This is a genomic window from Cylindrospermopsis curvispora GIHE-G1 (assembly GCF_014489415.1).
In the GTDB taxonomy this organism is placed as follows: domain Bacteria; phylum Cyanobacteriota; class Cyanobacteriia; order Cyanobacteriales; family Nostocaceae; genus Raphidiopsis; species Raphidiopsis curvispora_A.
Window position 1 is genome coordinate 3,564,686 of the sequence record NZ_CP060822.1, and the last position, 14,267, is coordinate 3,578,952.

Below are 14,267 nucleotides of genomic sequence, written 5' to 3' on the forward strand. Positions count from 1 at the left end.
TAATGAACAATGATTAACAAAATAATAAGCGTTCTAAGAACTACACAACTATAAACAAGGTTCATCCTGGGATATATGTTTGTTGATAGTTGTTAATGGTTTTCAATGAAGCAAAGTATAAACCTATGATACTAGAAGCATGTGTATTAGCGACAATATTATTGGGGTTTTTTGGCATAATTCTGAAAAAGAACCTAGTGATGAAAATAATTTCCATGGATGTGATGAGTACAGGGGTAATAGCCTTTTATGTGTTTATCGCATCTAAAACAGGTTTATTTACTCCCATTCTTGGGGAAATAAAAAAAGGTAATTATGCTGATCCTGTTCCCCAAGCAGTTATTTTAACAGCAATAGTTATTGGCTTTTCAATTCAAGCTTTGATGCTGGTAGGAGTAATGAAACTAGCTGGAGATAATCCCACCTTAGAAATTGATGAAATCGAGAAGAATAATACGCCATAAATTTAACATGGATTGAAAAGATGAACACTATAACAACGATTTGGGTAGGTATCCCATTTTTTCTAGGATTTATGGTTTTTTTGTTGCCACCACTTAACAGACACCTGGCATTTTTAGGGACATTAGTTAGTGCTGTCTATAGTATGGAGCTATTAATCAAACAACCAGAAATTCAACTTAATTTATTGAACAGTTTTGGTGTCACCTTAGTAGCTGACCAGTTAAGTGGCTACTTCATTTTAACCAACGCCTTAGTGACAATGGCAGTAGTTTTATACTGCTGGAAAAGTGATAAAAATGCCTTTTTCTATGCCCAAGTTTTACTAGTTCATGGTAGTTTGAATGCTGCTTTCATTTGTGCAGACTTTATCAGTTTGTATGTGGCATTAGAAGTAAGTGGAATAGCCGCATTCCTATTGATAGCATATAGTAGGAGCGATCGCTCAATTTGGGTAGGTTTGCGCTATCTATTTGTTAGTAACATTTCCATGTTATTTTATCTAGTAGGAGCTGTATTAATTTACCAAAAAAGTTCATCTTTTAGTTTTGCGGGACTAGAGAATGCACCACCAGAAGCCATAGCATTAATTTTTTTAGGACTGTTAGTTAAAGCGGGGATTTTTGTCTCTGGTTTGTGGTTACCCCTAACCCATTCTGAATCGGAAACACCAGTTTCTGCAATGCTTTCAGGTATTGTGGTCAAGGCTAGCGTTTTACCTCTATTACGTTGTGCCGAAGTGGCCGAAAATATTGGTCATATTGTGGTAATTTTTGGCGTAGCCACAGCTTTAATGGGTGTATCCTATGCAATTTTAGAGAAGGATACAAAAAGGATGTTAGCCTTTCATACTATATCCCAATTAGGATTTATTTTAGCAGCACCGGGGGTGGGAGGATTTTACGCTCTAACCCATGGATTAGTTAAGTCCTCATTATTTTTAATTGCTGGTTCCCTACCAACGCGTAACTTTAAGGAACTGCAATCCAAGCCAATTAATACAGCAATTTGGATCCCTTTATTTATTGCCAGTTTATCGATTTCTGGATTTCCCTTACTAGCTGGGTTCGCTGCCAAAGTTTTGACCCTTAAAAACATTACATCTTGGCAATTTGTTGCCATGAATATTGCAGCGGTAGGTACGGCAATTTCTTTTGCCAAATTTATATTTCTCCCCCATAGATTAGGAGATAAACAAGACACTGTGACAGCTGTAAAACCTGGATTTTGGGTAGCGATCGCAGTGTTGATTACGGGTTTATTGATTGCCAATATTGCCTATTTAAGAGCTTATAATCTTGAAGATATAATCAAAGCCATTGTTACTATGATAGTGGGTTGGTTGGCATATCATTTAATAGTGCAGAAATTAGCACCAAAACTGGTGGCATATCTACCCCGCGCAGTGGAGAAATTTGAGCATTTAATAGGTGTTATGAGTTTGACCCTAATCTTATTATTTTGGATGGCATTATCATGATTGGACATTTGATACTGAGATTGACAATTTGGTTTTTGCTCACCGCTGATTTTAGCACTATCAATATTATTATTGGGGTGGCTATCGCATTTTTACTACCTAGAGGTTACAGTTCCAGAGCAAAATTTACAGAATGGTTAAGAGTATTTGGTCAAGTAATAGTTGCCATTGTTGTAGCTTTTAAAGAAGCATTTGAGATTATCTTGTTTCCCCATTATCGAGAAGAAATTATCAGAGAAAATGTGAAACATAAACATTCCTATTTACTGATATTCATGGATATATTCCTGATTACGTTCACACCTAAAACCATTGTTTTTAATCATAATGAACAGGGATTTTATGAAGTGCATCAAATTCAACCTGGGGGTAAAAAATAACCATGTATTTACAAATTGTTTTAGTAGCAATGATTGCCGGTTTGTTAATTCCCATTTACGAGGTATGGAAAACAGATAATACCTGGCAGTTAATGTTGGCTTTAGGGAGCATTTCCAGTAAAGTATCAATCATAATTTTAGTGGTTTCTGTTTTACGAGATGACTGGATGATTGGGGTGGTAGGAGCAATTATCTTGAGCTTGGGAAATGCAGGATTTATGTTACTAGCACATATTATTAAGAGGTTAAACGATGGATATTCTTAGTTATGGTTTGATGGCAATTGGCATTCTCTTCTGGTTTTGGGGAACCTCCCATTTAGTTAGCAATAAATCCGTATTATTCAAATTACATGGACTTTCTGTAGCTGATACATTAGGTTCAATGTTGATCATACTTGCCATTTTATTGATAATTCCCAGTAAGTGGCCACTATTAGTTTTAGCAATTATTTCCTTGGCAATTTGGAACACTATGTTGGGTTATGTAATTGCCCATTGCTCAACTGAAGATATAACCCCAGAGGTGGAAAATGAATGATTCTTATCTGTATATAATTGTTGCTTTGTTACCCCTAACTGCGGGTTTGTTGGTTACCCAAGTTAACCCCTATCATGGATTAATTTTACGGGGAGTTTTAGGGGCGATCGCCGCTTTGGTAGATGCAGTCTTAGGGGCGGCTGATGTAGCTTTAACAGAGGCATTAATGGGTACCATGTTATCTGTAACTTTGTATGCCATAGCAGTACGTTCTTCTTTGGTTTTACGTTTAGGGGTAATGGAAAATGAATTAATAGTAGAAAATCAAGATGGGGGGATTGAAAAACTAATAGAGGATTTTCGCCGGGTTTTCAGTAAACATTATATGAGACTGGAAGTTGTGACCTACAACAATCAACAAGCTCTCCGAAATGCCTTAATTTCTAAAGAGGTTCATGCTACCTGTTTCCCCACCTTATTTAGGGATGAGCCAACAAAAACTGAAAACCAGAATTATCAAACAGAAGTTAGAGTTCACCGTGTTTATAACATCATTGAGAGTGAAATCCTGCCAAGAAATACAGGGTTAAAAAATTTAGAATATGTTGATATTTTAGTACCGGAGGAAAAACACCCATGAAAATGAGATTAGTTTATATTCTAGCTGGGATAGCATTGTTTTTAAAAATGTTATTCCTCTCCGATGTGGCGTCTAACTTATCTGGAATGTCAACTATAAAAGACACCATGTCCAATATAGTTCCAGCGGGTATTTCCATCACGGAAAAAGTAGTTGCTGAAAGTGGGGTTGTGAATGCAGTGTCGGGAATTATTTTTAGGAATCGCCTTTACGATACGATTTTTGAGGTTATTGTATTCACAATTGCCATTTTAGGATGTAATTTTTTACTAGCCAGTGAAAATCCATCTTGTACTATTTATCAGTTCAAAGATAGAGCATCTATCACCCTAGCTCGTTTGGGAGCAACCATTGCAGCATTAGTGGGTATAGAATTAGCAATTAGAGGACATCTAAGTCCTGGGGGGGGATTTGCTGCAGGTGTTGCAGGTGGAACAGCAATAGGTTTAGTGGCAATTACTTCATCTTATCAATGGATGGAGGATATTTATCAGCGGTATCGTGCAGCTATATGGGAAAAGATTTCAGTTTTGATTTTTATCGTGTTATCAGTGGTTACCTTATCGGGATTTGAGTTACCTCATGGAGAACTGGGGAAATTATTTAGTGGTGGGATCCTACCCATATTAAATATTATTGTTGCACTGAAAGTGGCGTTGGGATCTTGGGCAGCAGTTTTGATTTTTATTCGTTATCGAGGTTTATTATAGTTGTTAATTAACTTTAACTTGTTGTTTAAAGCTAACCTACGAGGCGATGCGATCGCACTAAACATGTATGCTGGAAATTCCTGGGACAGTTCTCAATTAAGTTCAGATGTCCCTGGGAAATTCTAAGCAATTCCTGTTCCAATCCTAGCATTTCGCTGGGTCTAGGTTAACAGGAGGAATTATATCCCAAAACCAGGAGTATTCGGGGGGTAAATTCTATTACAGTATTCTTTCAACTACGTCTTGAAGGGAATAAGGACAGTCTTGTGGCATATCTATTTCAGCCTCTTTCATTGCGTCTAATCGGGCAGTAGGATACATTTTGTTTACCCACTCTTGACAAAAATAGCGTTTTAGGCTAGGACTATCCTCCAAATATAAATCAAGATTCTTTCTCTCCCTTTCAATGGTAATTTGCCAACTTCGAGAGCGTTTTTCAGGTTGGTGGTCCCATTTAAGTAAGTGATGGAGAATTAGACGAACACTACTCAATAATCTATCTCTCTCTCGTTTAGACAAGTCTCTAATTTCCTCTACCAGATTATCTATATCTAGATCTTCAAAACGTTTGGCAGCAATTAGGTCGGCCATCCTTTCCGACCATAGGGCAAAATCTTGTTCATATAGGGATGCTTGAGACTTCATCTGGAGATCCAAGATTGGTGACAAGAATATTTTGCCATACTTTAGAACCTAGAGTTCACTTCTTTGGTGAAAAATTCCCCTTCCCTGAGAATCAGGATAGAATTAATTAAGCACTTATTTAGTCGTTCATCTAATCGTTAATCTAACTATGTCCTCTGGTATCGCTGTCGAAAAGAAAAAGTTAACAAAACCTCCCTTGAAACTTCATTACTTAGGTGACCGGGTTCTCCGTCAACCTGCTAAACGGATCACTAAAATAGATGATGAACTTCGTCAACTGATCCGAGATATGCTCCAAACTATGTACAGCGAAGATGGTATTGGTTTGGCCGCACCTCAGGTGGGAGTTAATAAACAGTTAGTTGTTATTGACTGTAACCCTGATAAGCCGGAAATACCCCCATTGGTATTGATTAATCCTGTAATTAAACAAGTTAGTAGTGAGCTTTGTGTTGCTCAAGAAGGGTGTTTAAGCATCCCCAAAGTTTTTTTGGAGGTCAAACGCCCAAAAATTGTAGAAATTGCCTATAAAGATGAATATGGCCGTCCTCAGACCCTAAAAGCTGATAATTTGTTGGCAAGATGTATTTTACACGAGATGGATCACCTCAATGGTGTGGTATTTGTTGATCGTGTGGAAAATTCTCTCAGTTTGACGGAGGAACTGTCTAAAAATGGTTTCTCTCATCAAGCTGTTAAACCATTAGTCGAGGTGATCTAGCTGTGTATTTAACTCCCAAAAGTGGCCTGTTTTTAGGTGGTTCCTGTATAACAGCGATTGCTGCTGTTGGTTCGGTATTTGAACTCAGTTATGGCCAACCTAATTTTGGTTTCCAAACTACTGCTATTATCTTGGCTATCAGTATTCCTGTGACTATCTTGTTATTTGTTGCTGCGGTTAAGGACGCACGAGCGAATATTAAATAGAGGTGGCGAGTAATCTCCCTGTCTATGGAAAATCGCAGGGTGCTGCAATGGCTAAACCCAGTAAGGTGTTATATTCCTCAACGTGAATGGAATAAGCACCAAATCTGGCCAGGTGGGGATTCATTATTTGTGCGTCAAACACAAGAAATTTCCTCTCCCGCAGTCTTTCTACTAGTTTAACCATGGCTACTTTGGATCCTTCAGGGATGTGATAAAACATGGACTCACCAATAAAAGCACCACCGATGACAATTCCTAGAATCCCCCCTGCTAATTGATCACCTTGCCAGGTTTCAAAACTGTAAGCATAACCAGCTTGATACAATAACCAGTAGATTTGTTGCAGTTGGGGGGAAATCCAGGTAGTTTCCCGATTGGCACACCCCCTAACTACTCCCATAAAATCCCGGTTGATCTTGACTGTGAATCTCTGTTGATTGAGAGCCCTTTGTAAGGACCTAGGATAGCGGAATCTTTCATCTAGGGGAATTAGGGTGTGTTCCTTACTTCTATACCATCTAAGTTGATTATACTCATCGGCCATGAGAAAATATCCTTGAGCATAACCTTGAATAATAATATTAACATCATAAGTATCATCAGTATCACGTTTCATCGTTTTTTAAAAACACCAGAATTCAAATGAACCAACCTATTTCTCCTATTACTTTACCACCTGCAGAAAATCCCCAAATCGAGGGGGAATGGTTACAAAAACGACTTCTACAGTGGTTGGATACGGAATTCCTCCCGGAAGTGGTTAATCAGAAAATTGCCCAGCGCGCAGCCCAGATTTTTGTTAGACAACGTATGGAGGGGGAAAATGATTTGGGTTCCTTGGTGATTGCTATTGTGACCGAAATGCAGTCTTTTGATTTTTCTAAAAGCTTTTATGGGGAATTTGCGATCGCCAACGCAGTTAGTGATCTGTTATTGGATAGTTTAGGGATTGACCGTTGTTGTGGGTACTAACGGGTAACTATTATTTGAGTATGACAGTAAGCAAACCGGTGAACTACCGAACCCAGTCTATGGATACTTCGTTCGCAGCTGAACAAGTACAGTTTAGACTTTGGCGAAACATGAGTTCAGGTGAAAAAGAATCTCTATTTAAACGAATAACAAAACGCGGTTCTATATTAGCATTAGCGGGAATTAAAAGCCAATTTCCCAATGCTTCACAAGATATAATCAGAGAATACTATATTAGAAAGCGATTGGGAGATAAGTGGGCTGATTTATTATCAGGTTTAAAATATGAGAGAGATTTAATGATAGAGGATCCAATTTGGTTAGCACTGGAGTTAGCATCTATCTTGAGTTCATTGGATATCATTTATTATGTGGGAGGATCAGTTGCTAGTTCTCTCCAGGGGGAGGTGAGACTCACCCAGGATTTGGATGTAATCGCCAACATTGAAAATAGTCAAATTCAGCCACTAATTAGGGCCATGACAGATCAATTCTATATCAGCTATACTGCTGTGGAAGAAGCTGTGAATGGAAAGACTTTATCATTTAATGTCATCCATTTAACTACCACGGAAAAAGCTGACATTTTTGTGATGAAAGAGGATGAATTTTCCCTTTCTCAAATGTCTCGTCGTGTGCTACACCTTCCGGATGGGGATAGGACTAAATCTTTCTATATCTGTACACCGGAAGATACAATCCTACAAAAACTGCTCTGGTTTCGGATGGCTAACAGCGAATCTCAAAAACAGTGGCGAGATATTTTAGGTGTCTTAAAACTCCAAAAGGAACTTCTCGACTTTGACTATCTTGGAGAATGGGGGAAAAAATTAAATTTAACAGACCTACTTCTACAAGCTCTAAGAGAATCTGGGAATGGATAGCCACCCAAACTATTACAGCATCTCATTCCTCCTTTTGTGTATTCTCTTTAGATTGAAAAGTCTGTTCCATGACATTTTGAATTGTTTGTAGATCGGGTTTTTTACCACCCATTAAATCTCCAAAATAAACACAAGCAGCTTCACCCAAAGACCAGGTATAAGCACCCGCCCAAGATGCTGCAATTACAGTGCCAAAACCGGGGATAAATTTAATTAATTCTCTTCCTATAGCTTGAGCCAAAAAACCACCTGTAATTGTACTAACAATTCCACCTGCTTGGGAAGGGGTCAAAGTTTGACCATATAATTTGCCCAAAAGTCCAACCATGGAAACTTGTAAAGCTGTTAAAACTGGCATAGTAGTGAAGGGTAAAGGTACTGCTGCTAAAGTAGTGGCCATAATGGAAAAAGGTAAAATATATCTTCTAGCGGTATCACGATAAATATTGCCTAATTTATCTCCCGCTTGTTCATCTAACAACTGATAAATTGTCTTAGCTTCTGCTTCTGGTAAAAGACTGGTTAAACTATCTCGAAATGCTTCTAGTCCATAAAAAACTGGACTATAACCATCTTCCTCTAAGGTAAAATCTACCAGAGTTGCTCGGTCATATAACCCGGAAAAGTTAGCTTTAATTTCATCAAATGCTCGATTAATTTCTGCAAAATTTGGTGGATAATCAGGGTGATTTTTCATATCCGGTGGATAGATTTCATGTAAACATGTTACTGCCAATAAACAGGGAATATGTGTATACTGCTGACGTAATTTTTGGGCAATATTTCGTAGGGTATCGGTGGCAAAGTCGTTGATTTTTACAGTTAGTATGAAAACTCTTGCTCGCTTGGTTCCAGTATTTAAATCCTTAATTATCTCTTGAATAATAACCTCTGTATCTTTGTCAGTATCGCCCAAACCTACTGTGTCTGTAAAGATAATTAATGGTAAATCATTATTAGGATAGATATATCTTTCTGTATTTTGAGTGTGGGGACGAAAACCCTGACCAATAATCTCTGGAGACACACCTGTAAAACCCCTAACAATTGAACTTTTACCAGTTTGTGGTTTCCCAAGTAATAAAGCTTCTGTAGTGGGTAATTGACTAGTAACTGTGGCCAAAATTTCTGCCACTTGACTATCATTAATACTAAACCATTGTTGTACACTTTGTTTCCCTTTCTCTACAGCACGGGAAACTAATGTTTGCCAATAATTGACCGGGTTAACATCTGATTTAGTTTCGGACTGATTCGACTCAGCAAAATTTAATTCTTTTATCACTTCACCAACTGACTGGTAACGTTCACGGACAGATGCTGTCATTTTATCCAAAATTCTTCCCAGTTGGTCAGTGACAGAATTAGTACCTAGATGGTTACGCCATAAAAATTTTTCTGTTGTGGTATCATAAAAGCTAGTAGGGTCAACATTAGTAACCAAGTACATACAAGTTACACCCAGACTATATATATCACTACTAAATGTGGCTTGACCTCTAATTTGTTCCGGAGCGCAATATTCCATGGAACCAATAACTGTACCCTCCTTCATTTCAGCTTGTCCATCCACCACTTTAGCTGCACCAAAATCTACTAAGAAAAGTTTACTGTCCATAGCACGACGAATTATATTTTCTGGCTTAATGTCACGATGAATAACCTGCTTTTCATGGACAAATGCTAGAATATTTAACAACTCTATTAATAGTTCCCTTATCTGGGTGGTGGAGAACACTCCTTTTTTCTGGAGTTCTACCTCCAAAGTATCACCTTCTATATACTCTTGAACTAAATACTGACGATTATCCTCAGAGTGGGTAAAATAATCGAACAGTTCTGGGATTTGGGGATGTTGGCCCAACTCCTCTAATTGTCTTGCTTCTTGATTAAATAGACGGGATGCTTTGTCAATAGTATCTGTTCCTTGAGCTTGGGGTAAAAATTGTTTAATGACACATAAAGGTTGGGAGGGTTTTCCCGTATCTGTTGCTAAAAATGTGCGTCCAAACCCTCCCTGTCCCAGAATTTTTCTGGGAATGAATCTTTCTCGCAGGATTAATTTGCTACCACATTTTTGGCAGTATTTACAATTGTCTGGATTGTAATTTAAGCAGTGCGGATTTAGACAGCAGATTGTATTCATCTTACTCACGCCCATATGAATTTTAAGTTGGTAGGATTCTTGTCAGTAATATAACGAGTATAATACAAGATGGTAATAAAATATGGTTTGATGATAGCGTAGCGTTGGGTTTCATACTTCAACCCAACCTACGTCTATCTTATATTTAATTCCACCCACCCACTTAGTGTCAACTAATCAAAGATATACAGAAACAATCACAATTAAATGAATTTGTTTTCACAAATGTTTGTAATTTACAGAATCTTCATTTTTGATCCATTAAAACTTGATATTAATTACTCATAAAAAAACCAGCATGACCAGTAATAACAACAACTATTCAGAATCCTCCGGACTGGGAGTATTTTCTATTAGCAAATCAGGAGATTTGACGACAGATCTCAATACTTCCTTCCCTATTAATGTTTCTCCTGAACCCCTAGCAGAGCAACCCATATTACCTACCACACCACCATTAGGTGAACTGCCAAAAATACCTATTAGCGCTAATCCTAATCCCAATCCCTATTTAACCAGCGCCGCTATTGTTCCCGATTTCAATGGTGACGGTAAAACAGATAAAATGTGGGTGAATGTACAAACAGGTGAAATTTTTGTTCGTCTGATGGATGGTACAAGAATCGTAGAACAAGCTTCCTTAGGTCAGTACGATCTAAAAACTTGGAGTTATAAAACCGCTGATTTTAACAGCGATAATAAAACAGACTTCTTGTTGCGCAATGAGACCACAGGTGAAAACCTAGTGGTGTTGATGGATGGCACAAAAGTTGCCAGTTTCCTAATGTTGGATAGGGTAGATCCAGGTTGGAAAGCGGAAATTGGCGATTTTAATGGTGACCGTAAAACCGACATTTTCTGGCGCAATACCACTACTGGTCAAAATGCAATTTGGGAAATGAATGGTACTAAGGTTGTAAATGCTACTATGTTGGAATCAAGGGATGTGGCCCTAACAGCTACCATAGTTGATTTTGACGGTAATGGTAAAAGTGATATTTTTTGGCGTGATAGTTTAACTGGTGCCAATAGTGCTTGGTTTATGAATGGTACTGAAGTCACTAACTATGATTTGCAAGCTCAGGATGGCGCCTGGACTACCACTCTAGGAGACTTTAACGGTGATTTAAAAACAGATATTTTGTGGCGTAATAACACCACTGGTGAAAACAAAATTTGGACAATGAATGGTGTTTTTATCACTGAAGGAGTTGTCAACACTTTAGGTCAGGGTTGGACTGCTAATATCGGTGATTTTAATGGTGATGGTAGAACGGACATTTTCTGGCATAATAGTTCTACCGGAGAAAATACCGCTTGGTTAATGAATGGTACTAGTATTCAGTCTGAGGCCTTTTTACCCAGCAATCCCCCCGGTTTAACAGCTTCTCTTGGTGATTTTAATGGGGATGGTAAAACCGATATTTACTGGAGAGACCAACAAACTGGTGCAGATAAAATCTGGAACATGAATGGTACTATAGCTACTGAAACTCCTGTTGCTGAACTCGATAGGTTGACTCCAGAATGGTACACCGCATAGGTTAGAGGTTTGACGTAACAATACATTCTGGAAAAGGGCGATCGCTTGATCGCCACTTTCCATTGACATGGTTAAGCCAAAGCTATGTTACAATGTGTAGTTAATTACCATCTAACTCCCGGAGAAAATTAGACAGTAACTGCTTACCAGCTATGGTTAACACACTCTCTGGGTGAAATTGCACACCTTGGATGTGAGGATAATTCTTGTGTCGCACTCCCATGACTGTTCCATCTTCTACCCAAGCAGTAATTTCTAATATGTCGGGACAGGTTTCACGCTCAATGACTAAACTATGATATCTTGTAGCGGTAATAGGACTTTCTAATCCTTCAAATACTCCCACACTGTTGTGCATTACTGGAGACGTTTTGCCATGCATTAATTCTGTTGCTGCAACAACTTTACCCCCAAATACTTTGCCAATACTTTGATGACCTAAACAAACACCCAAAATTGGCAAGCTGGAACCCAATTTTTCAATTACATCCAGGGAAATCCCCGCGTCTTCGGGACGACCAGGACCAGGAGAAATCACCACGCCATGAGGTTTTAATTCTCTAATTTCCTCCACTGTAATTTTATCGTTACGAAAAACTTTTACATCCGCAGCAGTAGGAAATTCTACTGCTAGCTCCCCCAAATACTGCACCAAGTTGTATGTAAAACTATCGTAATTATCAATGACTATAATCACAATTCGCACCTACAAGTATTAATTAAAAAGACTAATTAGAATAACTAATTACAAACACTAACTACCATTCTGATGAGAGTATAGTTGTGATTAAACGTAGCAAAGGAGGAAGCAATAGTGTAACTGCTACTATTAGTGATACCATGGCTGAGATAAGCACAGCACCAGCAGCACAGTCTTTAGCCACTTTCGCCAATTCATGATAGGTCTGCTTAACAGTTAAATCCACCAGGGACTCAATGGCTGTATTAACTAACTCCAAAGTTAAAACTAAACCACTTGTAATACTGATTATGGCTATTTCTACCGGTTTAAGATGCAGAAAAATACTCAAACCAATCACAAAAGCACAAGCAGCTACATGAATCCGAAAGTTACGCTGGGTCTGAAAACCATAGCTGATGCCAGCCCAAGCGTATTTAAAGCTGGCAAGTAAGTTAGAAGCTATTTGCCAAGAAAACTCCCTTTCCGAAGATACAATTTTTGGTAAGCGCTTTGGTGGTGTTGGTGGTATTGAAGTCTTGGGGAACATAGGATGTTGGAGATTCAAAAATTAAGTGTAATCAGAATGAGTGGGAGGAGACTGAACACATTCTAAGGGACTAATTTAAATTTGTCATAACTTTAAACAATTTGTGACAGAATTACTATCAATATGGCCATAATAGTCGGATGGAAGGAGATTTTAAATCGTGTTTAAACTGGTTTGAGCGGCGAAGAACCTACTCCTGTTCGTTATAATCTCTACTTAAATATTACTAACAATACCAACTGATTTTAGCAGCATTGATTGTTTGTTTAACATCTCTATCAAACTTTTCTCATCAGGATGATCCCAGCCCAAAAGATGCAATAAACCATGGGCACTCAACCAAGCTAACTCTGTAGTTAAACTATGTTCCCGCTCCTCAGCTTGACTAATGGCGGTATCTATAGATATGACAATGTCACCCAAATATAAGGGTTGACTGGCTAGCATTTCCTCGGTGTAGGGGAAATTATTCTCCAGTGCAGCAAAAGCCAAAACATCTGTTGGTTGGTCTTTCTGACGATATTGGGCATTCAATTCTTGAATTTGGGCATTATTGGTTAACTGCAATCCGATTTCATAACTCAAAGCCCGTGGTAGTTCGACCGCAAGCAGGGTCAACCACTGGCTAAACCATATATGCCATCTATCTTCTGATACTTGATTAGTCAAGTTCAAGTCGTAACTATTTTCAACAAATAACTCAATTTGTAATTGAGTCTGTACTTGGGTTTGGGAGGACACAGAATTTCCTTTATTTAGCGAGTGAGGTATGCCAGACCGACCAAAACAGCTAACAATCCCATGGTAGTTAGTCCGAAATGTTTGAGGGAGGTGCCACCTTTTCTGACCATGTTTCGCATTGCCAGCTTCACATAACTAGGTTTTGATTCGTTTACAGGGGTGTTACTCATAATCTCTGTGCGGTTGTCCTCTAACTGTAAATATTTGAAATACCTGAACTTCAAATTTATCTACCATTATCTAGCTCATTTTCTCCCTTGTCAACTTTACTTGTTCGTTCTTGTTTAATTAGCTCTAATTTAAATATGACCTTGCCAGCGCTTAATGGGTATACAATCAATGTCCAATTGATCCAAAGCACGAGCAACCACAAAATCTACTAAATCGTCTATGCTCTTAGGATTATGATACCAAGCAGGGATGGCGGGGACAACCCTAACCCCTGTTTCAGCTAGGGTAGTTAAATTCCGCAGGTGAATCAAGCTAAAGGGTGTTTCTCTGGGCACAATTACCAGTTTGCGCCCTTCCTTAACTTGTACATCTGCTGCTCTTTCTAGCAAATCGGAACTTAAACCTACCGCTAGTTTCGCTACTGTACTCATGCTACAAGGAATAATAATCATCCCTAAGCTCCTAAAAGAACCACTAGCAATACCAGCACCTACATCGCTCCAGGGATGACAACGTAATTTACCCATGGAGGTGACACCAGCTTGCGATCGCCAGAATTGCTCCTGAGCAATCGGTTCCGGAGGCATACGGATGTTTTGCTCTGCTTGCCAAACTGTATAAGTAGATTTAGAGGCAACTAGTTCTATACTATAATCGGATTCTAACAGAAACTTGAGGGCGCGCACAGCATAAATCAAACCAGATGCTCCAGATACTCCTATAATTAGGGGTCTGCTATGATTGCTGTCATTGTTAGTTTTATCAATGTGATTAGACACGAAGGTTCTCAAAAAAATTAGTAGGTAACATTGGGTAAGGTTAATAAATGTCAAAAGGCATTAGGAAAAGATGTGTCT

Annotated in this window: 20 protein-coding genes and 1 pseudogene; 12 read left to right on the plus strand and 9 right to left on the minus strand. The window is 38.6% G+C overall.

Annotated features, from left to right (window positions below; all coding sequences use genetic code 11):
- The first annotated feature begins 128 nt into the window (after positions 1 to 128).
- From IAR63_RS15880 to IAR63_RS15910, 7 genes are read left to right on the plus strand one after another with little or no spacing between them, the layout of a single operon-like run.
- Positions 129 to 464, plus strand: a complete 336-nt coding sequence (locus IAR63_RS15880) for an NADH-quinone oxidoreductase subunit K (protein ID WP_187707495.1) — start codon at positions 129 to 131, stop codon at positions 462 to 464.
- A 20-nt stretch (positions 465 to 484) separates the two neighbouring features.
- Positions 485 to 1,942 (plus strand): cation:proton antiporter, encoded by a 1,458-nt coding sequence (locus tag IAR63_RS15885; protein ID WP_187705944.1) that lies wholly within the window; start codon positions 485 to 487, stop codon positions 1,940 to 1,942.
- Positions 1,939 to 2,322, plus strand: a complete 384-nt coding sequence (locus IAR63_RS15890; protein ID WP_057177327.1) for a Na+/H+ antiporter subunit E — start codon at positions 1,939 to 1,941, stop codon at positions 2,320 to 2,322. The genes IAR63_RS15885 and IAR63_RS15890 overlap by 4 nt, the downstream gene beginning before the upstream one ends.
- A gap of 2 nt (positions 2,323 to 2,324) precedes the next feature.
- A complete protein-coding gene (locus tag IAR63_RS15895; protein WP_006277986.1) occupies positions 2,325 to 2,588 on the plus strand; it encodes a hypothetical protein in 264 nt (87 codons plus the stop codon).
- Positions 2,575 to 2,862, plus strand: a complete 288-nt coding sequence (locus IAR63_RS15900) for a monovalent cation/H(+) antiporter subunit G (RefSeq protein WP_187705945.1) — start codon at positions 2,575 to 2,577, stop codon at positions 2,860 to 2,862. The genes IAR63_RS15895 and IAR63_RS15900 overlap by 14 nt, the downstream gene beginning before the upstream one ends.
- A complete protein-coding gene (locus tag IAR63_RS15905) occupies positions 2,855 to 3,442 on the plus strand; it encodes a DUF4040 domain-containing protein (protein ID WP_096545941.1) in 588 nt (195 codons plus the stop codon). Before IAR63_RS15900 ends, IAR63_RS15905 begins: the two co-directional genes overlap by 8 nt.
- A 2-nt stretch (positions 3,443 to 3,444) precedes the next feature.
- The gene (locus IAR63_RS15910; RefSeq protein WP_115539430.1) at positions 3,445 to 4,152 is read left to right on the plus strand and encodes a Na(+)/H(+) antiporter subunit B; all 708 of its coding nucleotides are present in this window, start codon (positions 3,445 to 3,447) and stop codon (positions 4,150 to 4,152) included.
- 219 nt (positions 4,153 to 4,371) lie between these two features.
- On the opposite strand, the gene IAR63_RS15915 is transcribed toward IAR63_RS15910, so the two are convergent.
- Entirely contained in the window at positions 4,372 to 4,797 is a 426-nt protein-coding gene (locus tag IAR63_RS15915) for a DUF29 domain-containing protein (RefSeq protein ID WP_187705946.1), read from the minus strand.
- A 148-nt stretch (positions 4,798 to 4,945) separates the two neighbouring features.
- On the opposite strand from IAR63_RS15915, the gene def reads away from it, so the two are divergent.
- Entirely contained in the window at positions 4,946 to 5,518 is a 573-nt protein-coding gene (gene def, locus IAR63_RS15920; protein ID WP_187705947.1) for a peptide deformylase, read from the plus strand.
- Between the two features lie 2 nt (positions 5,519 to 5,520).
- Entirely contained in the window at positions 5,521 to 5,724 is a 204-nt protein-coding gene (locus IAR63_RS15925) for a hypothetical protein (protein WP_009341948.1), read from the plus strand.
- Positions 5,725 to 5,746: 22 nt separating this feature from the next.
- Here IAR63_RS15925 and aat read toward each other — a convergent pair whose 3' ends face one another.
- Positions 5,747 to 6,340, minus strand: coding sequence for a leucyl/phenylalanyl-tRNA--protein transferase (aat, locus tag IAR63_RS15930; RefSeq protein WP_096545937.1), 594 nt, complete (start codon positions 6,338 to 6,340; stop codon positions 5,747 to 5,749).
- A gap of 26 nt (positions 6,341 to 6,366) precedes the next feature.
- Here aat and IAR63_RS15935 point away from each other — a divergent pair, with 26 nt between their 5' ends.
- Positions 6,367 to 6,696: a hypothetical protein gene (locus IAR63_RS15935; RefSeq protein ID WP_006276054.1), complete on the plus strand. Its 330-nt coding sequence runs from the start codon at positions 6,367 to 6,369 to the stop codon at positions 6,694 to 6,696.
- Between the two features lie 59 nt (positions 6,697 to 6,755).
- Positions 6,756 to 7,580, plus strand: a complete 825-nt coding sequence (locus IAR63_RS15940) for a hypothetical protein (RefSeq protein WP_235678295.1) — start codon at positions 6,756 to 6,758, stop codon at positions 7,578 to 7,580.
- A gap of 22 nt (positions 7,581 to 7,602) precedes the next feature.
- Here the strand turns inward: IAR63_RS15940 and IAR63_RS18530 are convergent, their stop codons facing one another.
- On the minus strand, positions 7,603 to 8,907 hold the full coding sequence (locus tag IAR63_RS18530; protein ID WP_235678408.1) for a YcjF family protein: 1,305 nt from the start codon (positions 8,905 to 8,907) through the stop codon (positions 7,603 to 7,605).
- Positions 8,908 to 9,036: 129 nt separating this feature from the next.
- A pseudogene (locus IAR63_RS18535) lies at positions 9,037 to 9,741 on the minus strand (protein kinase domain-containing protein); the annotation flags it as partial.
- 283 nt (positions 9,742 to 10,024) lie between these two features.
- On the opposite strand from IAR63_RS18535, the gene IAR63_RS15950 reads away from it, so the two are divergent.
- Positions 10,025 to 11,269, plus strand: a complete 1,245-nt coding sequence (locus IAR63_RS15950; protein ID WP_187705950.1) for an FG-GAP repeat domain-containing protein — start codon at positions 10,025 to 10,027, stop codon at positions 11,267 to 11,269.
- A 100-nt stretch (positions 11,270 to 11,369) separates the two neighbouring features.
- On the opposite strand, the gene IAR63_RS15955 is transcribed toward IAR63_RS15950, so the two are convergent.
- The 5 genes from IAR63_RS15955 to IAR63_RS15975 form a co-directional block, all read right to left on the minus strand.
- Positions 11,370 to 11,966 carry an anthranilate synthase component II gene (locus IAR63_RS15955; RefSeq protein ID WP_187705951.1) on the minus strand — a complete coding sequence of 199 codons (597 nt, stop codon included), beginning with the start codon at positions 11,964 to 11,966 and terminating at the stop codon, positions 11,370 to 11,372.
- Positions 11,967 to 12,027: 61 nt separating this feature from the next.
- The gene (locus IAR63_RS15960) at positions 12,028 to 12,498 is read right to left on the minus strand and encodes a diacylglycerol kinase family protein (RefSeq protein WP_187705952.1); all 471 of its coding nucleotides are present in this window, start codon (positions 12,496 to 12,498) and stop codon (positions 12,028 to 12,030) included.
- 216 nt (positions 12,499 to 12,714) lie between these two features.
- Positions 12,715 to 13,239 (minus strand): rRNA maturation RNase YbeY, encoded by a 525-nt coding sequence (gene ybeY, locus IAR63_RS15965; protein ID WP_187705953.1) that lies wholly within the window; start codon positions 13,237 to 13,239, stop codon positions 12,715 to 12,717.
- 14 nt (positions 13,240 to 13,253) lie between these two features.
- Complete coding sequence (locus IAR63_RS15970; protein ID WP_072149056.1) at positions 13,254 to 13,409, minus strand: DUF3285 domain-containing protein; 156 nt, start codon at positions 13,407 to 13,409, stop codon at positions 13,254 to 13,256.
- A gap of 129 nt (positions 13,410 to 13,538) precedes the next feature.
- Positions 13,539 to 14,189, minus strand: coding sequence for a flavin prenyltransferase UbiX (locus IAR63_RS15975; protein ID WP_187705954.1), 651 nt, complete (start codon positions 14,187 to 14,189; stop codon positions 13,539 to 13,541).
- Positions 14,190 to 14,267 lie beyond the last annotated feature (78 nt).